Origin of the sequence: Streptomyces sp. NPDC096339 (assembly GCF_044762985.1) — a bacterium.
In the GTDB taxonomy this organism is placed as follows: domain Bacteria; phylum Actinomycetota; class Actinomycetes; order Streptomycetales; family Streptomycetaceae; genus Streptomyces.
Map to the genome: position 1 here is coordinate 14,695 of NZ_JBIWFI010000019.1, position 20,831 is coordinate 35,525.

General features: G+C 74.0%; 14 protein-coding genes. 10 read left to right on the plus strand and 4 right to left on the minus strand.

Going from position 1 to position 20,831, the window contains the following annotated elements; all coding sequences use genetic code 11:
* Window positions 1–80: 80 nt before the first annotated feature.
* A complete protein-coding gene (locus tag ACIQ5Y_RS23150) occupies window positions 81–2,912 on the minus strand; it encodes a lysylphosphatidylglycerol synthase domain-containing protein (RefSeq protein ID WP_403883497.1) in 2,832 nt (943 codons plus the stop codon).
* A gap of 119 nt (window positions 2,913–3,031) precedes the next feature.
* On the opposite strand from ACIQ5Y_RS23150, the gene ACIQ5Y_RS23155 reads away from it, so the two are divergent.
* The 5 genes from ACIQ5Y_RS23155 to nudC all read left to right on the plus strand — a co-directional run bounded on the left by ACIQ5Y_RS23155 (window position 3,032) and on the right by nudC (window position 13,841).
* The gene (locus ACIQ5Y_RS23155; protein ID WP_403883500.1) at window positions 3,032–3,391 is read left to right on the plus strand and encodes an MGMT family protein; all 360 of its coding nucleotides are present in this window, start codon (window positions 3,032–3,034) and stop codon (window positions 3,389–3,391) included.
* A gap of 249 nt (window positions 3,392–3,640) precedes the next feature.
* The gene (locus ACIQ5Y_RS23160) at window positions 3,641–7,216 is read left to right on the plus strand and encodes a UvrD-helicase domain-containing protein (protein ID WP_403883775.1); all 3,576 of its coding nucleotides are present in this window, start codon (window positions 3,641–3,643) and stop codon (window positions 7,214–7,216) included.
* Window positions 7,217–7,649: 433 nt separating this feature from the next.
* Window positions 7,650–11,408, plus strand: a complete 3,759-nt coding sequence (locus ACIQ5Y_RS23165) for a UvrD-helicase domain-containing protein (RefSeq protein ID WP_403883502.1) — start codon at window positions 7,650–7,652, stop codon at window positions 11,406–11,408.
* 10 nt (window positions 11,409–11,418) lie between these two features.
* Complete coding sequence (locus tag ACIQ5Y_RS23170; RefSeq protein WP_403883505.1) at window positions 11,419–12,828, plus strand: dipeptidase; 1,410 nt, start codon at window positions 11,419–11,421, stop codon at window positions 12,826–12,828.
* A 71-nt stretch (window positions 12,829–12,899) separates the two neighbouring features.
* Window positions 12,900–13,841: an NAD(+) diphosphatase gene (nudC, locus tag ACIQ5Y_RS23175; protein WP_403883508.1), complete on the plus strand. Its 942-nt coding sequence runs from the start codon at window positions 12,900–12,902 to the stop codon at window positions 13,839–13,841.
* 77 nt (window positions 13,842–13,918) lie between these two features.
* On the opposite strand, the gene ACIQ5Y_RS23180 is transcribed toward nudC, so the two are convergent.
* The gene (locus ACIQ5Y_RS23180) at window positions 13,919–14,179 is read right to left on the minus strand and encodes a mycoredoxin (RefSeq protein ID WP_030029876.1); all 261 of its coding nucleotides are present in this window, start codon (window positions 14,177–14,179) and stop codon (window positions 13,919–13,921) included.
* Window positions 14,180–14,280: 101 nt separating this feature from the next.
* Between ACIQ5Y_RS23180 and ACIQ5Y_RS23185 the strand changes: the two genes are divergently transcribed.
* The 5 genes from ACIQ5Y_RS23185 (at window position 14,281) to ACIQ5Y_RS23205 (ending at window position 18,220) form a co-directional block, all read left to right on the plus strand.
* The gene (locus ACIQ5Y_RS23185) at window positions 14,281–16,515 is read left to right on the plus strand and encodes an ATP-dependent DNA helicase UvrD2 (RefSeq protein WP_403883511.1); all 2,235 of its coding nucleotides are present in this window, start codon (window positions 14,281–14,283) and stop codon (window positions 16,513–16,515) included.
* 181 nt (window positions 16,516–16,696) lie between these two features.
* Window positions 16,697–17,035 carry a hypothetical protein gene (locus tag ACIQ5Y_RS23190; RefSeq protein ID WP_403883777.1) on the plus strand — a complete coding sequence of 113 codons (339 nt, stop codon included), beginning with the start codon at window positions 16,697–16,699 and terminating at the stop codon, window positions 17,033–17,035.
* A 180-nt stretch (window positions 17,036–17,215) separates the two neighbouring features.
* Complete coding sequence (locus ACIQ5Y_RS23195; protein WP_365165514.1) at window positions 17,216–17,587, plus strand: WhiB family transcriptional regulator; 372 nt, start codon at window positions 17,216–17,218, stop codon at window positions 17,585–17,587.
* On the plus strand, window positions 17,584–17,913 hold the full coding sequence (locus ACIQ5Y_RS23200) for a hypothetical protein (RefSeq protein ID WP_403883514.1): 330 nt from the start codon (window positions 17,584–17,586) through the stop codon (window positions 17,911–17,913). The genes ACIQ5Y_RS23195 and ACIQ5Y_RS23200 overlap by 4 nt, the downstream gene beginning before the upstream one ends.
* A gap of 100 nt (window positions 17,914–18,013) precedes the next feature.
* The gene (locus ACIQ5Y_RS23205) at window positions 18,014–18,220 is read left to right on the plus strand and encodes a hypothetical protein (protein WP_403883517.1); all 207 of its coding nucleotides are present in this window, start codon (window positions 18,014–18,016) and stop codon (window positions 18,218–18,220) included.
* A 54-nt stretch (window positions 18,221–18,274) separates the two neighbouring features.
* Here the strand turns inward: ACIQ5Y_RS23205 and ACIQ5Y_RS23210 are convergent, their stop codons facing one another.
* Window positions 18,275–19,603, minus strand: coding sequence for an ABC1 kinase family protein (locus ACIQ5Y_RS23210; protein WP_403883520.1), 1,329 nt, complete (start codon window positions 19,601–19,603; stop codon window positions 18,275–18,277).
* 84 nt (window positions 19,604–19,687) lie between these two features.
* A complete protein-coding gene (locus tag ACIQ5Y_RS23215; protein ID WP_403883523.1) occupies window positions 19,688–20,830 on the minus strand; it encodes a ThiF family adenylyltransferase in 1,143 nt (380 codons plus the stop codon).
* Window position 20,831: the final 1 nt, after the last annotated feature.

Sequence of the window (20,831 nt, forward strand, 5' to 3'; positions counted from 1 at the left end):
CGGTCCGCAGCCCGCGGAAAGCCTCGCCCGCGTCCCGATATCGTTCCCAGGGCGGCTGCGGCTACACCCTCAGCCTCGGCTCAGATCGCTTCCTTGCGGGTCAGGAAGTTGAACGACACCCACCCCGGCAGCACCGGCAGCCAGAACGTCATCAACCGGAACAGCAGCACCGCCGAGATCGCGACCTCCTTCTCCAGCCCCGCCGCGATCAGCCCCAGCGTCAGCGTCGTCTCCACCGCGCCGATGCCACCCGGCGTCGGCGCCGCCGAGCCCAGGGCGTTGCCCGCGAGGAAGACGACCGCGATGCTCGCGAGGCTGATGGTCTCGCCGCCGCCGAACGCGCGGATCGACGCGTCCAGGCACATCACGAAGCAGCCCGTCAGCAGCAGCATCCCGCCGATGCCCGTCATCAGCTTCTGCGGCCGCTGGAGCACGTCCAGCATGCGCGGGACCACGCCCGCGAACAGCGCCCGGACCCGCGTCACGACGAACTTCCGCATGAACGGGACCGCCGTCACCACCAGCACCAGCACCGCCACCGTCAGCAGACCGGCGATCACCGTCCTGGACGGGGTCATCTCGGGGGTCTTCTCGGTCCCCGTCAGATAGCCGAAGGACAGCAGTAGCAGGATGTGGCTGGCCAGTCCGAAGAGCTGCGAGGCGCCCACGCTCGCGACCGCCAGGCCCGGCCGGACCCCCGCGCGCTGCAGGAACCGCGTGTTCAGGGCGACACCGCCCACCGCCGCCGGCGCCACCAGCTTCACGAAGGAACCGGCCACCTGCGCGACCACCGTCCGAAGGAACGGCACCCGTTCCGGCACGAAGCCCAGCAGGCTCATCGCCGCCGCGAAGTAGCTGAGCGCCGAGAAGGCGAGCGCCGCCCCGACCCAGCCCCACTGCGCCTTGCCGACGATGGTCGCGAAGTCCACGTGGGCGAGCTGCGTCAGCAGGAAGTACGCGCCGAACGCGCCCGCGATGAACGACACCAGCGTGCGCGGCCGGATCCGCTCCAGCCGGGCCGGCTCCACCGGGGCCTGCGGACGGATCAGCAGCACCTGCCGGCGGATCTGGCTCAGCAGGTCCTCCTCGCGGGCCCCGTCCAGCGCGTCGTCCAGAGCCCGCTTCTGGGCCTTGCGGTCGGCGACCGGGCTCGTGTCCGAACCCGCCTCGCGCGCCGCCTTCGCCGCCCGCGAGGACTCCAGTACGGCCTCCCGCTGCCGGTCCGCCCGCTCCCGGGCCAGCCTGCGCAGCGTCGCCCGGGTGGACCTGCTCAGCGCGATCGGCTGCAGCAGCGGCAGGCAGTCCGCCACCGTGTCGGGGCCGAGGACGGACACCGCCGAGGCCACCGAGCGCTCCGCGCCGACCCGCAGGCCGAGGGTGGTCAGCAGCTGCGCCACGTCCATCCGCAGCACCAGGTCACCGGCCGCGATCTCGCCGCCGCGCAGATCGGTGAGGACGACGTTGCCGGAACGATCCACCACCAACGCGTCCCCGGTGAGCCGCCGGTGCGCGATCCGCCGCGACTGCAGGGCCCGCACCTGCTTCCACGTGTTGCGGGTCAGGTCGTCCGTGATCTCCTCGTCGGAGAGGGAGTCCAGCGTCCGGCCGTCCAGGTGCTCGTACACGAGCATGACGGCGTCCGGGCCGAGCTCGGAGGTGGCGATCAGCTTCGGCGCGTTGGCCCCGGCCGCGATGGCCGCGTAGGCGAGGAGGGCCTCCTGCTCCAGTGCCTGGCGCAGCGACTGGAGGCTGCGCCGGGTGGTGATGCCCCGCAGGGTGAGCCGGCGCCAGACCCGGTAGAAGAACCCCTGGGCCTGCTGTTCGCGGTCGACCACGGTGACGTCGAGCGGCGGGCCGTCCTCCAGGGTGACGTGGTAGCGCCGCCCCCGGTCGCCGATCTCGGAGGCCTCCGGACCGCCCTCGGTCAGCTGCTCGGCGCGCATCGCGCTGACCGGCTGGAAGCCGACCCGGCGCAGGCCCGCGAGGAGGTTCTGCCCGGTGGGGCGGACGTTCGGGGAGCCGACGGCGTACAGGGTCCCGTACGCCACGCTCCAGCCGATGAGCACGGTGAGGATGATCGAGAAGGGGGTGGTGTAACCGCTGACCAGCATCGTGAAGGCGTCGAGCAGCAGTACCACCCACAGGGCCACGCGCCAGCGCGGTCTGCGGGTCATCCCGACGGCGGTCATGTACGCGATCACGGGCGCGAGGTAGCCGTGCACCGGGTCGGTGAGGTCCCCGGTGGTCCCCGTGGAACGGGTCAGGGCGTCCTGGATGGTCTCGGGGGCGGCCTGGGAGACCCACAGGTCGGTGGCGAGGGTGACCCCGTGCGCGAGGACGGCGGCGAGCACGCCGTCGGCGATGCGCAGTCCGTCGCGTTTGATCAGCCGCTCGATGGCGAACGCGACGGGGAGCAGCAGCACGGCGATGCTGGAGACCAGCGCGGCGACCTTGATCAGCAGGTCGGGAGCGGCTCCGGTGCCCTGGCTGATGTCGGCTTCCAGGCCGGCGGTGGTGCCGTGGGCGAAGGCGGCGATGCCGAGCACGACGGCGATGCCGAGGATGCCGACGAGGAGGCGTACGAGATCGGACGGCCGGTGCACGCGGGCGGCGAGCAGCGGTTCGTCGACCTCGACCCGATCGGCGGCCGTGGGCGCGTGCCCGTGCGGACCGTCCTCGGGGCCGCCGTCCTCGGGAGCCCCCTTCGGGGCTTCCCCGGAGTGGTGCGCGGGGCCGTCCCCCGGGGAATCCGGGCGGCGGGGGGTGCCGTCGTGATGAGCCCGGTCGTGGGTGCTGTGGCTCTCGCCGTCGCCGTCGCCCGGGCGCGCGTCGCCGTCCGTCGCCGCGCCGTTCGGAGGGCTCACACCCTGCTCCTTCGTCGTCACATCCGTCTCTTCTTGATCACGTATCACCAGTCACCGCCCGGAAGATGGTGGCACGGACCGACCGGGGAGCGGGGCATCAGGGTGCGCGCCGGTATGGAACCCGGGCTTCCACCGAGAGCCCTCCGGCGTGCTGCACCATGGGCCGGATGAGCGAGGAACTGCCCGCGTACGCGGAGCACGTGCTGGAGGTGGCCGAGCGGATTCCGCCCGGCCGGGTGATGACGTACGGGGACGTCGCCGAGTGGCTCGGCGAGGGCGGACCGCGTCAGGTCGGGCGCGTCATGGCCCTGTACGGGGGAGCCGTGCCCTGGTGGCGAGTGGTGCGGGCGGACGGCGTCCCCCTGCCGGGACACGAACTGCGCGCCCTGGAGCACTACCGGGCGGAGGCCACCCCGCTGCGCCTGACGGCCGGCGGCGAGGCGCGGCTGGACATGCGCCGGGCACGCTGGGACGGCGAGCCCGGGGACTCCGGCCGGGACGGCACGCGCGACGAGGCTCACACCTGACAGCTTCGGCCATGTGGGGCCTGAGCGGGCGGTCGAGGGAACGCGCGAACGCCCGTACGGGGTACCCGGGGGGACTGCGCGGCGTCGGCCGGTTGCCGTAGCGTTGCCTCTTCGGCTTCTCCGCGAACCGCCGCGGAGCCACCCGCAGACCCGCCCGCAAGCCCGCCCGCAAGCCCACTCGCAGGCCCAGCCCCCGACCCAGCCCCCAGCCCAGCTCACCCAGGACGACCAGGACCGGCACCTCACGTGATCACCCCTCCCTCCGACGCCGACCGCCGCACCGAACGGCGGCGTACGCGGACCCCCGACGCGTACCGCCTCGTGCGCACCGGGCCGGAACGGGTGGATCCCCCTGTGCTGGACGCAGCCCAGCGTTCGGTGGTTGAGCACACCACCGGACCACTGCTGGTCCTGGCCGGACCGGGCACCGGCAAGACCACCACGCTGGTCGAAGCGGTGGCCGCCAGAGTGGAGGCGGGCACGGACCCGGCCCGCATCCTCATCCTCACCTTCAGTCGCAAGGCCGCCGTGGAACTGCGCGACCGGACCGCCCTGCGCCTCGGCGGGGCGCGGGCGCCGCAGGCCACCACCTTCCACTCGTTCTGCTACGGCCTGGTCCGCGCCCACCAGGACACCGACCTCTTCGCGGACCCGCTGCGGCTGCTGTCCGGCGCGGAGCAGGACGTCATGGTCCGCACCCTCCTGGAGGGCCAGCGCCGCTCCCGCTCCATCCGCTGGCCGGACGACCTCCGCGCGGCCCTCACCACGCGCGGCTTCGCCGACGAGGTCCGCGCCGTCCTGGCCCGCGCCCGCGAACTGGGCCTCGGCCCCTCCGCCCTGTCCTCCTTCGCCGACCGGATCGGCCGCCCCGACTGGAAGGCCGCCGCGGCGTTCCTCTCCGAGTACCTGGACGTCCTGGACCTACAGGGCATGCTGGACTACGCGGAACTCCTGCACCGGGCCGTCCTCCTCGCGGAGCGCACCCCGTCCCTCTCCTCCTCCTACGACGCGATCTTCGTGGACGAGTACCAGGACACGGACGCCTCCCAGCTGCGGCTGCTGCGCGCGCTGACCGGCCCCGGCGGGACGCTGACCGCCTTCGGCGACCCCGACCAGTCGATCTACGCCTTCCGCGGCGCCGACATCAACAACACACTGGACTTCGAGTCCGCGTTCCCGGGCGCGGCGGTACGGGCCCTCACGGTCGGCCGCCGCTCGCGCGCGAACCTCCTCGCGGCGACCCGCCTCCTGACCACCCGCATGCCGGTACCCCGCCTCCCCGCGGCCGCGGTCCGCGCGCACCGTGCCCTCACCCCCACCCGAGAGGGAGGCTCGGTCGAGGTGTACACGTACCCCACGGCCGGCGCGGAGCTCGACAACATCGCCGACATCCTGCGCCGCGCGCACCTGGAGGACGGCGTGCCGTGGCAGGACATGGCCGTCCTGGTCCGCTCGGGCGGCCGCACCCTCCCGGCGATGCGGCGCGCCCTGATCACGGCGGGAGTCCCGGCCGAAACCGACGCCACGGCCACCCCCCTCCGCCACGAACCGGCGGTGTCCCCCCTCCTCACGGCCCTCCGCACCACGGCCACCCCGTTGTCCGCGGGAACGGTCACGGGGAGCGCCGCGCCGGGCGCCGCAGGCGAGCCGGCCGCAGGCGCGGCCTTGCCCGCCCGCTCTGCGGCCGCCCCGGAGCCCGAGGTGGGTGAGCTGGCTCGCAACGTTGGGGCGGGTGGGCGGGAAACCCCCCTCGCCCCCGCCGCGCCCGGCTCCGCCGCAGGCGACCCGCACCCCGAGCCCGCCGCAGGCGACACCGCAGGCGACCCTCGCCCCGAGCCCGCCGCAGGCGAGCAGGCCCCCGGGCCGGACCCCGAGCCCGTCGCAGGAACGGCCGCGCCCGGCCCCGGCCCCGGGGCCGCAGACGGGACGGACCCGGAACACGAGCCCGCCGCAGGCGACCCGGCCGACGGCGGATGGATCGGCGTCGAGGCCGCCCTAGAGCTGCTCGGGTCCCCCCTCGGGGGGATGGACGCCGCCGACCTGCGCCGCCTCGGCCGCGCCCTGCGCGACGAGGAGCGCGCCGCGGGCGTCAAGGTGCCCGCGCCCTCCGACGTACTGCTCGCCCGCGCCCTCGCCGAGCCCGAGCGGCTCACCGCCCACGACCCCGCCTACGCCCGCGGCGCCCAGCGCCTCGGACTCCTCCTCCGCAAGGCCCGCGAGCTCCTCCAGGGCGGCGGCACCGCCGAAGAGGCCCTCTGGACCCTCTGGGACGGCACCCCCTGGCCGCAGCGCCTCGAACGCCAGGCCCGCCGCGGCGGCACCGCCGGCCGCAACGCCGACCGTGACCTCGACGCGGTCTGCGCCCTCTTCGACACCGCCGCGCGCGCGGAGGAACGTACCGGCGGCCGCGGCGCCCTCAACTTCCTCGAACAGCTCGAGGCCGAGGACATCGCCGCCGACACCCTCACCGGCACGGCCACCCGCCCCGACGCCGTCCGGCTGATGACGGCCCACCGTTCCAAGGGCCTCGAATGGGGTCTCGTCGTCGTCGCGGGCGTGCAGGAGGGGCTCTGGCCCGACCTGCGCCGCCGCGGCTCCCTCCTGGAGGCCGACCGCATCGGACGCGACGGCCTCGCCGAGCCCCTCACCCCCGGCGCACTCCTCGCCGAGGAGCGCCGCCTCTTCTACGTCGCCGCCACCCGTGCCCGCGACCGCCTCGTCGTCACCGCCGTCAAGGCCCCCGCCGAGGACGGCGACCAGCCCTCCCGGTTCCTCACCGAACTCGGCGTCACCCCCAAGGACGTCACCGGCCGCCCCCGCCGCCCCCTCGCCGTCCCCGCGCTCGTCGCCGAGCTGCGTGCCACCACCGTCGACCCCGAAGCCTCGCCCGAGCTCCGCGAGGCGGCCGCCCGCCGCCTCGCCCGGCTCGCCGCGCTCACCGACGACGAGGACCGGCCCCTCGTACCCGCCGCGCACCCGCAGCGCTGGTGGGGCCTGTACGAGCCCACGCGCAGCAGCGTCCCGCTGCGCGACCGGGACCGGCCGGTCACCCTGTCCGGCAGCGCCCTGGACCAGCTCGCGAACACCTGCTCCCTCCAGTGGTTCCTCGGCCGCGAGGTCAAGGCCGACGCCCCGTCCACCGCCGCCCAGGGCTTCGGCAACGTCGTCCACGTCCTCGCCGACGAGGTCGCCTCCGGCCGTACCCCCGCCGACCTGGCCGTCCTCATGGAACGCCTGGACTCCGTGTGGGACGCCCTCGCCTTCGACGCGCCCTGGAAGTCCCGCCAGGAGAAGGAGAACGCCCGGGCCGCCCTCGAACGCTTCCTGCGCTGGCACACCACCGACCGCGGGGGCCGGGCCGCCGTCGCCACGGAGCACGAGTTCGACGTCACCCTCGACGCGGGCGACCACACCGTCCGCATCCGCGGCTCCATGGACCGCGTCGAAGCGGACCCGCAGGGGCGCGCGTACGTCGTGGACTTCAAGACCGGCAAGTCCTCGCCCACGAAGGCCGAGGTCGCGCGCCACCCCCAGCTCGCCGTCTACCAGCTCGCGGTCCGCGAGGGCGCCGTCGACGAGGTCTTCGACGGGCTGCGCCCCGAGCCGGGCGGCGCCGAACTCGTGCAGCTGCGCCAGGGATCCGACGACCCGAAGATCCAGGCCCAGCAGCCGCTCGACGGCGAATGGGTCGGCGACCTCCTCGCCACCGCCGCGGGCCGGGTCCTCGAGGAGCGCTTCGCGCCCGTCACGGGCCGCCAGTGCGACCACTGCTCCTTCCGCGCCTCGTGCAGCGCCCGCCCCGAGGGCCGCCAGACCATCGAGTGACCGCGGCCTCCCGGCGCGGGCCGGGAGATCCAGCCTCGCCGGCGTTTGAGGCGCGGGGTCTGGGGCGGAGCCCCAGGGTGGGTCCGGGCGGAGCCCGGGGAACGGTGGAAGGGCGGGTAGGGGACGGCTCCGCGCAGCGGCATCCCCGGGGCGGCCCGCGCGCGAGGGGCCGTCGGGGCCGGGCGCGCGGCGGGGCACCTCCTCGGGCGTCGAACGTGCGGAGGCAGCGGACATGCGCGGCGTGGTTGTGTTCGACGCCCTGCGGGGGCGCCCCACCGCACACCCGACCCCGACGGCGCGGGGGCGCCCCACCGCACACCCGACCCCGGCGGCGCGGGGGTGCGCACGGCCCGGCGGCGCCCATCGACTGCGGCCCGCCGGGTGCGCACCGCGGCCGGCCGAGGCTGTCGGTGGGTGCGGCTAGCCTTTTTACGTGTCCGCGCGTTCCCCCGTCCTCACCGACCCCGAGCAGCTCAAGGAGCTCCTCGGGATCCCCTTCACGCCCGAACAGATGGCCTGTGTCACGGCCCCGCCCGCCCCGCAGGTCGTCGTCGCGGGCGCCGGCTCCGGCAAGACCACCGTCATGGCCGCCCGCGTGGTCTGGCTCGTCGGCACCGGCGCGGTCGCGCCCGAGCAGGTCCTCGGCCTGACCTTCACCAACAAGGCCGCCGGCGAGCTGGCCGAGCGCGTCCGCAAGGCCCTCGCGCGGGCCGGCATCACCGACCCGGACCCCTCCCCGGCCGACCCCGACGCGGCCGGCGGCGAGCCGCGCATCTCCACGTACCACGCCTTCGCCGGGCAGCTCCTGAAGGACCACGGGCTGCGCATCGGCCTGGAGCCCGGCTCCCGCCTGCTCGCCGACGCCACCCGCTTCCAGCTCGCCGCGAAGGTGCTGCGCGAGGCCCCCGGCCCGTACCCCTCGCTCACCAAGTCCCTTCCCGACCTGGTCGGAGACCTGCTCGCGCTCGACGCGGAGCTCTCCGAGCACCTCGTCGAACCGGCCGGGCTGCGCGCCTACGACACCGACCTCCTGGACACCCTCGCCGGCACGAAGCTCACCAACGAGGACCTGCGCAAGGTCCCCGAGGCCGTGCGCGGCCGCCTCGAACTGCTGGAGCTCGTCTCCCGCTACCGCGCCGCCAAACGCTCCCGCGACCTCTTCGACTTCAGCGACCAGATAGCCCTGTCCGCGCAGCTCGCCACCACCCGGCCCGAGGTCGGCGCGCTGCTGCGCGAGGAGTTCCGTGTCGTCCTGCTCGACGAGTACCAGGACACCTCCGTCGCCCAGCGCCTCCTCCTCTCCGGTCTCTTCGGGGCGGGCACCGGGCACGCCGTGACCGCCGTCGGCGACCCCTGCCAGGCCATCTACGGCTGGCGCGGCGCCTCCGTGGCCAACCTCGACGACTTCCCCGAGCACTTCCCGCACGCCGACGGCAGCCCCGCCACCCGGCTCTCCCTCAGCGAGAACCGGCGCAGCGGCGGCCGCCTGCTCGACCTGGCCAACGGGCTCGCCGCCCCGCTGCGCGCCATGCACGAGGGCGTCGAGGCGCTGAGGGCGGCGCCCGGGGCGGAACGGGCCGGGTTCGTGCGCTGCGCGCTGCTGCCGACCCATGCCGAGGAACTCGAATGGCTCGGGGACTCCGTCGCGCACCTGGTGCGCACGGGCACGGAGCCCGGGGAGATCGCGGTGCTGTGCCGTTCCGCGGGGGACTTCGCGCGGATCCAGGCCGTGCTGGTGGCCCGGGACGTGCCGGTGGAGGTCGTCGGCCTGTCCGGCCTGCTGCACCTGCCCGAGGTCGCGGACCTGGTCTCGGTCTGCGAGGTGCTCCAGGACCCGGGGGCCAACGCCTCCCTGGTCCGGCTCCTGATCGGCCCGCGCTGGCGGATCGGCGCGCGCGACCTGGCCCTGCTGGGCCGCCGGGCCCGCCTGCTGGTGGGCCGCGCCCCTTCCTCCGCCGAGGACCCGGACGAGCGCCTCGCGGCGGCCGTCGAGGGTGTGGACCCGGCCGAGATCATCTCCCTGGCCGACGCCCTGGAGACCTTCCTCGACGGCTCCGGGGAGGCCCCGGACGACCTGCCCTTCTCGGCCGAGGCCCGGGTCCGCTTCGCGCACCTCGCCCAGGAACTGCGCGACCTCAGGCGGTCCCTCGCCGATCCCCTGATGGACGTCCTCCACCGGGTCCTGGCCACCACCGGCCTGGACGTGGAGCTCTCGGCCTCCCCGCACGCCCTCGCCGCCCGCCGCCGCGAGACCCTGTCGAACTTCATGGACGTCGCCGCCGGCTTCGCCGCCCTCGACGGCGAGGCCACCCTCCTCGCCTTCCTCGGCTTCCTGCGTACGGCCGCCCAGTACGAGAAGGGCCTGGACCACGCGCTGCCGGGCGGGGAGAACACGGTCAAGGTCCTGACGGCCCACAAGTCCAAGGGCCTGGAGTGGGACGTGGTCGTGGTCCCGGACCTCTGCGCGGGCTCCTTCCCGAAGGAGAAGGCGCCGGAGGCCTGGACCTCGTACGCGAAGGTGCTCCCGTACGCCCTGCGCGGCGACGCCGCGACCCTCCCCGGGGACCCCGCGTGGACCTCGGCCGGTCTGAAGGCGTTCAAGGCCGCCCTGAAGTCCCACAAGGAGACGGAAGAGCTCCGCCTCGGCTACGTGACCTTCACCCGCCCCCGCTCCCTCCTGCTGGCCTCGGGCCACTGGTGGGGCCCGACGCAGAAGAAGCGCCGGGGCCCGTCCGCCTTCCTGAGCGCCCTGTACGAGCACTGCGCGGCGGGCTTCGGCGAGATCGAGGCCTGGGCGGAGGAGCCCGACCCGAAGGCCGAGAACCCCTCCCTCGCCGACGACTCCACCCCGGACCACTCCTGGCCGCTCCCCCTGGACCCGGCCTCCCTCACCCTCCGCCGCGCGGCGGCGGCCCTGGTCGAATCGCACCTGGCGGCCCCATCCCCGCCCGAGGAGGACCCCTACCTCTGGCCCCCCCACTGCGAGGACCCGTCCTACGACGACGAGCCCTGGCCGGCGGAGGACTGGGCCGAGCCCACCGTGGTCGGACCCCTGCCCGGGGACGAGGCCCCGGCCGAGGGGCCGGACCCCGCCGACCCCTGGGCCGAACCTCGCCCCGCCGACGGCGCGGCCACGCCCGTGCCCGCGGTCCCGGCCGAGGAGCCGGACTTCGACGACCCCTGGGCGGTCGAGGCCTGGACCGACAGCGCGGCCGCGCCCGTGGCCGCAGGCCCGAATCCCACCGGGGTCCGGGGCGGAGCCCCGGTTTCGGGAAGGGGCGGGGTGGGGGACGAATCCATCCGGCCCGCGTCCGTCGCAGCCGACGCGCCCGCCGCCGGGAGGCAGGCGGCAGCCGTACCCGAGCCCACCTCCGCCGACCCGTACGACGACCTCTGGCCGGAGGCCGCCGACGCCGCAGCCGTACCCGCGCCGCCGACAGCCACCCCGCCCCCCGCCGGGAGGCAGCCCCTCACCCCCGAGGACGCGCGGACGGTGGCCTCCTGGGACCGCGACCTCGACGCCCTGGAGGGCGAGCTCCGCCGCTCCCGCGCGGCCGTGCGCGACGTACCGCTGCCGCCCGCCCTCTCCGCGAGCCAACTGCTCCGGCTCGCCGCCGACGAGCAGGGCTTCGCACGCGACCTCGCCCGCCCCATGCCCAAGCCCCCGCAGCCCGCGGCGCGCCAGGGCACCCGTTTCCACGCCTGGGTGGAGTCCCGCTTCGACGAGCTCCCCCTCCCGCTCCTCGACGTCCTCGACCCGGCCACCGAGCTGCCCGGTTCCGACCAGGAGATCGCGGACGAGGCCGACCTCGACGCCCTCAAGGCCGCCTTCGAGCGGAGCGAATACGCCGACCGTCCGCCCCACCGCATGGAGGCCCCGGTCCAGCTCACGCTGGCCGGCCGGGTCATCCGCGGCCGGATCGACGCCGTGTACCGCACCGAAGGCGGCGGCTACGAGATCGTCGACTGGAAGACCGGCCGCACCACCGAGGCCGACCCCCTCCAGCTCGCCGTGTACCGCCTGGCCTGGGCGGAAGCCACCGGCACCCCCCTCGACCAGGTCACGGCCGCCTTCCTGCACGTGCGCAGCGGCCGGGTGATCCGGCCCCGCAACCTCCCCGACCGGGCCCGCCTTGAGCGGATCCTCCAAGGCGAACCGGGCACGGACGGTGACGCTCAGGCGGAAGGCTAGGCTCGTGGCCATGAGCCTCAGCACGCCGGACAGCGTCGTCCGCACGTACATCGACACCCACCGCGCCGCCTTCCTCGACGACCTCGCCGAGTGGCTGCGCATCCCCTCGGTCTCGGCGCAGCCCGAGCACGCCGACGATGTGCGCCGCAGCGCCGAGTGGCTGGCCGCGAAGCTCAAGGAGACCGGTTTCCCGGTCGCCGAGATCTGGGAGACAGACGGTGCCCCCGCCGTCTTCGCACACTGGCCGAGCGAGGACCCGGACGCCCCGACCGTCCTCGTCTACGGGCACCACGACGTGCAGCCCGCCGCCCTCGCCGACGGCTGGCACACCGAGCCGTTCGAGCCGGTGGTCAAGGACGGCCGCATGTACGGCCGCGGCGCCGCCGACGACAAGGGCCAGGTGTTCTTCCACACCCTCGGGGTCCGCGCACACCTGGCGGCCACCGGCTCCGCCGCCCCCGCCGTGAACCTGAAGCTCCTCATCGAGGGCGAGGAGGAGTCCGGCTCCCCGCACTTCCGCGCGCTGGTCGAAGCCCGTGCCGCCGAGCTCGCCGCCGACGTCGTGATCGTCTCCGACACCGGCATGTGGTCCGAGACCACCCCGACGGTCTGCACCGGCATGCGCGGCGTCGCCGACTGCGAGATCGACTTCCACGGCCCGGACCAGGACATCCACTCCGGCGCCTTCGGCGGAGCCGTGCCGAACCCGGCGACCGTCGCCGCCCGCCTGGTCGCCGCCCTGCACGACGAGGACGGCCGGGTCAGGATCCCGGGCTTCTACGACGGCATCGCCGAGCTCACCGACGCCGAGCGCGCGCTCATCGCCGAGCTGCCCTTCGACGAGGCGGAGTGGCTGCGCACGGCCAAGTCCCACGCGGCCGCCGGCGAGGCCGGCTACTCCACCCTGGAGCGGGTCTGGGCCCGCCCGACCGCCGAGGTCAACGGCATCGGCGGCGGCTACCAGGGCCCCGGCGGCAAGACGATCGTGCCCGCCTCCGCCCACCTGAAGCTGTCGTTCCGCCTGGTCTCCGGGCAGGACCCGTACGAGGTCGAGGCGGCCGTCAGGGACTGGGTGGCGGCCCGGATCCCGGACGGGATCCGGCACTCCATCACCTTCGGCGCCCCGACCCGCCCGTGCCTTACCCCGCTGGACCACCCGGCCCTGCAGTCGGTCGTCCGGGCCATGGGCCGCGCCTTCGGCCAGAAGGTCCGCTTCACCCGCGAGGGCGGCTCGGGGCCGGCGGCGGACCTCCAGGACGTTTTGGACGCCCCCGTCCTCTTCCTCGGTATCTCGGTACCCTCCGACGGCTGGCACTCGCCGAACGAGAAGGTGGAGCTGGACCTCCTCCTCAAGGGCGTCGAGACGACCGCCTACTTGTGGGGCGACCTGGCCGCCACCCACAGCCGCGGGACCGCCTGACGCCCGCACCCCGCACCCGCCGCACTCGTAGTAGCCCGTCGTACGCCTGCCTAGTCCCACCACCGGGGGAGTTGGAAGTACCTGTGAGCACCCGTACCGAGCGTCCGCTCTCGCTCGCCGCGCCCAGCGGAATCGACCGCGCCGCGCACCACCGCCTCGACGAGGCGTGGCTCGCCGCGGCCTGGAGCCACCCCACCACCCGTGTCTTCGTCGTCTCCGGCGGTCAGGTGCTGATCGACGACACCCCCGACGGGGGCACCGGCATCGTGATGACCGCGGCCTTCGAGGCCCCGGCCACGGAGACGCACCGCTACTTCCTGGGCACCGACGAGGACGGCGTACGGTATTTCGCGCTGCAGAAGGACGCCCTGCCGGGCCGCATGGACCAGTCGGCGCGCCCGGCCGGCCTGCGCGAGGCCGGACTGCTGCTGGGCCCGCGCGACGCCGGGCTGATGGTGCACGCCGTGGCGCTGGAGAACTGGCAGCGGATGCACCGCTTCTGCTCCCGCTGCGGCGAGCGCACGGTCGTCGCGGCCGCCGGACACATCCGCCGCTGCCCGGGCTGCGGCGCCGAGCACTACCCGCGCACCGACCCGGCCGTGATCATGCTGGTCACGGACGAGGAGGACCGCGCGCTGCTCGGCCGTCAGGTCCACTGGCCCGAGGGCCGCTTCTCGACCCTGGCCGGCTTCGTGGAGCCGGGCGAGTCCATCGAGCAGTCCGTCGTGCGCGAGGTGTGGGAGGAGGCGGGCGTCAGGGTCGGCGAGGTCGAGTACGTGGCCAGCCAGCCGTGGCCCTTCCCGTACAGCCTGATGCTGGGCTTCACGGCCCGCGCCACCACCTCGGAGATCAACGTGGACGGCGAGGAGATCCAGGAGGCCCGCTGGTTCTCCCGCGAGGACCTGCGCCGCGCGTTCGAGACCGGCGAGGTGGTGCCCCCGTCGGGCATCTCCATCGCCGCCCGCCTCGTCGAGAACTGGTACGGCGAGCCGCTGCCGAAGCCGGCCCCGTGAGTTTCGTCGCCCCGTAACGTTCGTCACAGCAGAAGGCCCCCGCCGAGGCGGGGGCCATTCTGACGAGCGCTCGCGGCTCAGACGGCGAGGGCCTGCTTGACCTGGGCCAGGCTCGGGTTCGTCATGACGGACTCGTTGCCGGCGGCGGACTTCACGAGCACGGTGGGAACGGTCTGGTTGCCGCCGTTCGCCTTCTCCACGAACGCCGCGGACGCCGGGTCGAGCTCGATGTTGATCTCGTTGTACGCGATGCCTTCCCGGTCCAGCTGGGTCTTCAGCCGGCGGCAGTAGCCGCACCAGGTCGTGCTGTACATCGTCACGGTGCCCGTGTCCTGCATGCTGCGCTCTCCTTCGTGAGGGCTCGGTGGTCCGAGTACCCGAACGTACGGGACCCCGCCGCCATTCCCGTACCACCCCTCCCGTCGTACAAGTACGACGGATGCGCGCGGGCTGTGGACAAGTTTCCCGCCCGACCCACGAGACCTGGCAGCATTGCGGGGTGACAGCAGCAACGCACTCCCCGTCCTTCCCCGCCTCCGCCGGCTCCCCGGAATCGGCCGACGCGGTGCTCCTGGGCCTGGACCCGGAGCAGCGCGAGGTCGCGACGACCCTGCGCGGACCGGTGTGCGTGCTGGCCGGCGCCGGCACGGGCAAGACCCGCGCGATCACCCACCGGATCGCGTACGGCGTCCAGTCCGGCCAGCTGATGCCCGCCAGCGTGCTCGCCGTCACCTTCACCAACCGAGCGGCCGGGGAGATGCGCGGCCGCCTGCGCGGTCTCGGCGCCGAGGGGGTCCAGGCCCGCACCTTCCACTCCGCCGCCCTGCGCCAGCTCCAGTACTTCTGGCCGAAGGCGGTCGGCGGGGACGTGCCGCGACTGCTGGAACGCAAGATCCAGCTCGTCGCCGAGGCCGGCGCCCGCTGCCGGATCCGCCTCGACCGGGGCGAGCTGCGCGACGTCACCGGCGAGATCGAGTGGGCCAAGGTCACCCAGACGGTGCCCGCCGACTATCCGGCGGCCGCCGTCAAGGCGGGCCGGGAGGCCCCCCGGGACCTGGCCGAGATCGCACAGATCTACGGGACGTACGAACAGCTCAAGCGTGACCGCGCGATGATCGACTTCGAGGACGTGCTGCTCCTGACGGTCGGCATCCTCCAGGACCGGCACGACATCGCCGAGCAGATCCGCGCCCAGTACCAGCACTTCGTGGTCGACGAGTACCAGGACGTCAGCCCGCTCCAGCAGCGGCTGCTCGACCTCTGGCTCGGCGAACGCGACAGCCTCTGCGTCGTCGGCGACGCCAGCCAGACGATCTACTCCTTCACCGGCGCCACCCCCGACCACCTGCTGAACTTCCGCACCCGCTACCCGCAGGCCACCGTGGTCAAGCTGGTCCGCGACTACCGCTCCACCCCCCAGGTGGTCCACCTCGCCAACGGCCTGCTCAAGCAGGCCAGGGGCCGGGCCGCCGAACACCGCCTGGAACTGGTCTCCCAGCGCGACACCGGCCCCGACCCGGTCTACGCCGAGTACCCGGACGAGCCCGCCGAGGCCGAGGGCGTCGCCCACCGGATCCGCGATCTGATCGCGGCGGGCGTCCCGGCCGGCGAGATCGCCGTGCTCTTCCGCATCAACGCCCAGTCCGAGGTCTACGAGCAGGCCCTCGCCGATGCCGGGGTCCCCTACCAGCTGCGCGGGGCCGAGCGGTTCTTCGAGCGGCAGGAGGTCCAGAAGGCGATGCTCGCGCTGCGCGGAGCCGCCCGCTCCGGCGGGAACGACCGGGTCCTCGACGACGTCGTGGAACTGGGCTCCCAGGTCCGCGCCGTGCTCAGCTCCACCGGTTGGGCCGCCCAGCCGCCCACCGGCTCCGGCGCCGTCCGCGACCAGTGGGAATCGCTGGCCGCCCTGGTCCGCCTCGCCGAGGACTTCGCCCGCAGCCGGCCCGGAGCCACCCTGGCGGACCTGACGAGAGAGCTGGAGGAGCGCAAGGCCGCCCAGCACGCCCCGACGGTCCAGGGCGTCACCCTCGCCTCGCTGCACGCGGCGAAGGGCCTGGAGTGGGACGCCGTGTTCCTCGTCGGCGTCACCGACGGCATGATCCCGATCACATACGCCAAGACCGACGAGCAGGTCGAGGAGGAGCGCCGGCTGCTCTACGTCGGCGTCACCCGCGCGCGGCTGCACCTGACGCTCTCCTGGGCGCTCTCCCGCGCCCCGGGCGGCAGGGCCTCCCGGCGGCCCAGCCGCTTCCTCAACGGCCTGCGTCCGGGCTCCGTGGCCCCGGGGAGCCTGCCGGGCTCCCCGGCCGACCGCCTGGCGCTCAGGCGCGCAAGGCGGGGCCCCACGCTGTGCCGCGTGTGCCGCAAGACCCTCACCGAGGCCGGCGAGCTCAAACTGATGCGCTGCGAGGACTGCCCGTCCGACATGGACGAGGGGCTCTACGAGCGGCTGCGGGAGTGGCGCGCGGTCCAGGCGAAGCAGCAGGGACTGCCCGGGTACTGCGTCTTCACCGACAAGACGCTGATGGCGATCGCGGAGGCCGCGCCCGCCGAACCGGGTGAGCTCGCGATGATCTCCGGAGTCGGCGCCCGCAAGGTGGTCCGGTACGGAGCCGACGTCCTGGCCATCTGCGCAGGCCAGGAGAGCGGAACCGAGGATTCTGACGACGCGTAGAAACTCGTCGGAAAAATAGTTTGCACATGCCCAGCGAAGACCCATAGGTTCTTAGCAACGGAAACGGTGGCTTCTCCGAAGCCCCGGATCCGTGCTGTACTTATCCGAATACGCATGGGACGGACCCCCCGGGGTCAGGTCCCCGAGACGCCGAGAGGAGGCGAGACCAGTGACCAGCTTCATGACCTTCACCAAAATGACCGATCGCTCGGTCGCCGCTTCCTGCCTGCTCGGTTCCGTCTCCCTCCTGGGTACCGGTGCGTCCGCGATTTCCGCCGACCGCCCCGCCCTGTCGGTGACCCTTCCGGTCAGCGAGCGCAATGAGCGACCGACCCAGGCACCGGTGGCAGTACTGGCAGCAGAAGCTCAGGCGCACGGCGCCTATGGCTTTGCCGCCGCCGGTGCCGACAGGGCCGGATTCAAGACGCAGCAGACGCAGCAGACGAAGCAGACGACGAAGCACCAGCACCACCTGATGTGGGCCTTCCGTGGGCTCGAACCCTGGAGTGATCCAGCCTGATCGCAAGATCAGGCCGGCGCCTTCAGGGCCGCGGAACCCCACCCGGGATCCGCGGCCCTTCTGTTTGTCCCCGAACGGGGATGACGGAGCGAAGGGGCCTCGGGACTGGCAGAACCAGACCAGCCGCGACCGGCCGACCGGCCGGAACGACTAGCCGACCAAGACGAGGAAGAAAACACCGTGCAACTCGAAGCGCACGCCCCGTCCGTATCGCAGACCCAGACTCTCTCCCCGCCCGCAGTCCCGGAGGACTCCACCTTGACCCCGCTCACCGCGCTCACCGCGCTCGACGACGCCATCGAGAACCTCGGCGTCCCGGTTCCCTGCCGCACCTTCGACCCGGAGGTCTTCTTCGCCGAGTCCCCGGCGGACGTCGAGTACGCGAAGTCCCTCTGCCGTACCTGCCCGCTCGTCGAGGCCTGCCTCGCAGGGGCGACCGAGCGTCGTGAGCCCTGGGGCGTCTGGGGCGGAGAGCTCTTCGTCCAGGGCGTCGTCGTAGCCCGGAAGCGCCCGCGTGGCCGTCCGCGCAAGAACCCGGTTGCAGCGGCATGACCGCCCTCGGAACCATCGACCGCCCCCTCACGCACGACCCCCTGAAGCAGGCCCTCATGTCCCCCTACACCACGAGCGAGCAGCCGCACGGCGCCGCCCACGCAGACTTCATCACCGCAGGCGCGATCACCTCGCGTCAGAACAGGACCCGCGAAATGCAACTCATCCCAGAAGCCCTGGCTCGTGCCCATATGGACGACCGCATGCGCGAGGTGGACGCCGAGCGTCACGCCCGGCGCCTGGTCGCCGCCCGCCGCATGCAGCGGCGAGCCGAGCGCGTCTCGCTGCGTGCCCGCCGCGCGCTGGCCATGGCCGTCATGCACTAAGAGCCGAAGACAGCACCACCGGGGGGACCGGTCCGAAGGGACCGGTCCCCCCGGTGCGTTGCGGACGGCTGTCCACCCCGTACGGGGATATCGTCTGTAGGTGGACCAGCCGACTCCCCACCCCGCCCCACCGGGAACCGAGCCCGAGCCCGTCGTCTGCGCGCGCTGCGGCACCCAGGCCCCGCCCGGCCCCCCGCCCACCTGGACCTGCTCGGTGGAGAACGGGACCAGACAGTACTTCTGCGTCGACTGCGCGCGCGCCAACCTCCGCGCGATCGAAGGCAGGCTCGACTCCTCCTGGTGGTGAGCCGGCGGAGACCCGCGGCGACCGGTGGCGGCCGGTGGCGGCCGCCCCACGGCCTCACTCGTCGTCAGCGAACCCCGGCAGCCAGGTGTCCAGTTCCTCCCGCAGCCGCACCGTCGCGCCCAGCTGGCACAGCACCCCGATGGTGCTCAGCGTCACGCGGTGGATCAGCAGGTACGAGGGCGGCAGGTTGATCTGCCGGCCCAACTGGTGTGCGGGGGAGCGGGGATCGGCGATCCTCGCCGCCTGGCCGCGCAGCCACGGCCGGGTGAAGGTGAACTCCTCGGCCTCGGCGGGCTCGATGATCGGCTTCAGGTAGTCCAGCACCGCATCGGGGTCCAGCTCTATGGACTCCTTCACGAACCCCTCCGCGCACAGGTGCCCGTAGACCCCCTCGGCGTCGCCGTCCAGGGTCATCCGCAGCGACCTGCCGATGGGCTCGGGCCAGCCCCCGGGCAGCCGGTCGACCGTTCCGAAGTCCAGGACGCCCAGCCGCACCCGGCCGTCCGCGCCCGATATCAGGCGGAAGTTGCCCGGGTGCGGGTCCGCGTGCAGCAGGCCGGTGCGGGCGGGACCGGAGAAGAGGAACCGGGCCAGCAACTGACCGGCGCGGTCACGCTCCTCGTCGGTGCCGTCGGCTATCACCTCCGACAGCGGTGTGCCCTCCATCCACTCGGTGACCAGCACCTGGTCGCCCTGGTGCACGACATCCGGCACGACCACGTCCGGGTCGTCCGCGAAGGCGTCCGCGTGCGTCCGCTGGGCCTCCGCCTCCAACTCGTAGTCGAGCTCCTCGGAGACCCGGTCGCGCAACTCCTTGATCAGAGGCTTGATTTCCATACCGGGGATCAAGGGACCCAGCAGCCCCGCGAACCGGCCCAGCTGCTTCAGGTCCGCAAGCAGGGCCTCACCGGCCCCCGGGTACTGGACCTTGACCGCCACGGCCCGGCCGTCGTGCCACACCGCGCGGTGCACCTGGCCGATGGAGGCCGCCGCGGCCGGCTTGTCCTCGAACTCCTCGAACAAGTCCCGCCAGTCCGCGCCGAGCCGGTCCGCGAGCACCTGGTGCACCGTCGCCGAAGGCAGTGGCGGAGCGGCCTCCTGAAGCTTGGTCAGCGCCGCCCGGTAGGGCCCCGCGACCTCCTCGGGCAGGGCCGACTCGAAGACCGACAGGGCCTGCCCGAACTTCATGGCACCGCCCTTCAGCTCCCCGAGCGTGCGGAACAGCTGTTCCGCGGTGCGCTGTTGAAGTTCTCGCGCGACTATCTCGGCCGACTTGCCGCCGATCCGTTTGGTCAGCCCCCACGTGGCCCGACCGGCGATGCCGAGCGGCAGCGCGGCCAGCTTGGCGGTACGGGTGACCGCCTTCCGGGGAAGATCAGACATAACGCCCCTCCGTTTCCCAGACAGCTGCGCCGCAAGTGGCAGCCTCTGGCCCGCCCTCCGGCCCGGCGGACCCAACGCATCCTGTCATGACCCTCCCTGCCGGTCCGCTCCCGATACTCCTCCCGCGTGCTCCAGTACCGCTGGACGGGCCGCGCTCGCCCCGCACGGACAGTCAGGGTGCGGGCGCACCTGGGCTGCTTCCCAGTACAGGGAGGGCAGGGCGGCCTCCCAACGCGAGCCCGTGCTGGCGGGGAGTTCACCGTCGAGGAACGACAGCGCGTGGGCCGCGGCCAGGCCGGCCACCGCCGTGGACAGCCCCAGGTCGCACGCCGCGCCCGCGCGACGGCGGTGCGCCGATCTCCACTGCACCAGCATCCTCGGCCAGGCCGGATCCCGGTCCACGCGCTCGCGTTCCATGCACCCGGCGCACGCCGTGGCCCCCGGCAGCACCAGCGGCCCCACCAGCCCGGTGCCCTCCAGCACTCCCGCGAACAGGTGCGGGATACCGGTGGCGACCCAGCCGGCCGAGGTCTCCGGATCCGGAGCCCAGGCCCCCAGCCCGTCCCGGGGCGCGACCACCACCAGAGCCAGCCCGGGCTCCGTCCCCGCGTGCTCCCCGGCCCTCGGGGCGGGGCCCGGCGCCGACTCGCGCACCGCCTTCCCGGCCGCCTCCGCTCGCAGCCGGCCCACCCCACCGGGCCCGATTCCGCCGGGCGCCACATCGGCCGGCTCCACGCGCCCCCCGTCGAGGACCTCGACGCGGCCCACGCCGGCCCCCGCCAGGACCGAGGCGATCACCGCGCCCACCCGGCCGCTCCCGCGCACCTGGACCCGTATCGCCCGGCGCGCGGCCACGCCCCGCAAGTCCCCTCCCGGCTCTCGGAGGACGAGGGACAGCGAGCCCAGATCGGGCCCCAGTCGCTCCAGGGCCTCGGGCCGCCCCCGCACGGCCTGCGCCCGCGGGCCGCCCGCCGTGACGTCGTCGATCAGGCCGGCCCCCGCCAGCCGCCGCACCACCTCGTCCGCCTGACCGTCCGGCAGACCCATCGCCGCGGCCTCCGCGCGCAGCAGCTCCATCCCCCGCGTCCCGTCGATCCGGTCGATCAGCGCGCCCGTCGCCGTGTCCACCGGCCCGAGCACCACCGCGTGCGCCGGGGTCACCCCGAACTGCACCGTCTGCAGATCCCGCCAAGCCCGCGCCAGCGCCGGCTTCACCTTCGGATACATC

What these genes read in the sequence shown, in the direction of transcription:
- ACIQ5Y_RS23180 (WP_030029876.1), bottom strand. Translation starts at nt 14,179, where the DNA reads ATGCAGGACACGGGCACCGTGACGATGTACAGCACGACCTGGTGCGGC.
- ACIQ5Y_RS23215 (WP_403883523.1), bottom strand. Translation starts at nt 20,830, where the DNA reads ATGTATCCGAAGGTGAAGCCGGCGCTGGCGCGGGCTTGGCGGGATCTG.
- ACIQ5Y_RS23155 (WP_403883500.1), top strand. Translation starts at nt 3,032, where the DNA reads ATGAGCGAGGAACTGCCCGCGTACGCGGAGCACGTGCTGGAGGTGGCC.
- ACIQ5Y_RS23200 (WP_403883514.1), top strand. Translation starts at nt 17,584, where the DNA reads ATGACCGCCCTCGGAACCATCGACCGCCCCCTCACGCACGACCCCCTG.
- ACIQ5Y_RS23185 (WP_403883511.1), top strand. Translation starts at nt 14,281, where the DNA reads ATGCGCGCGGGCTGTGGACAAGTTTCCCGCCCGACCCACGAGACCTGG.
- ACIQ5Y_RS23190 (WP_403883777.1), top strand. Translation starts at nt 16,697, where the DNA reads ATGACCTTCACCAAAATGACCGATCGCTCGGTCGCCGCTTCCTGCCTG.
- ACIQ5Y_RS23170 (WP_403883505.1), top strand. Translation starts at nt 11,419, where the DNA reads ATGAGCCTCAGCACGCCGGACAGCGTCGTCCGCACGTACATCGACACC.
- ACIQ5Y_RS23210 (WP_403883520.1), bottom strand. Translation starts at nt 19,603, where the DNA reads ATGTCTGATCTTCCCCGGAAGGCGGTCACCCGTACCGCCAAGCTGGCC.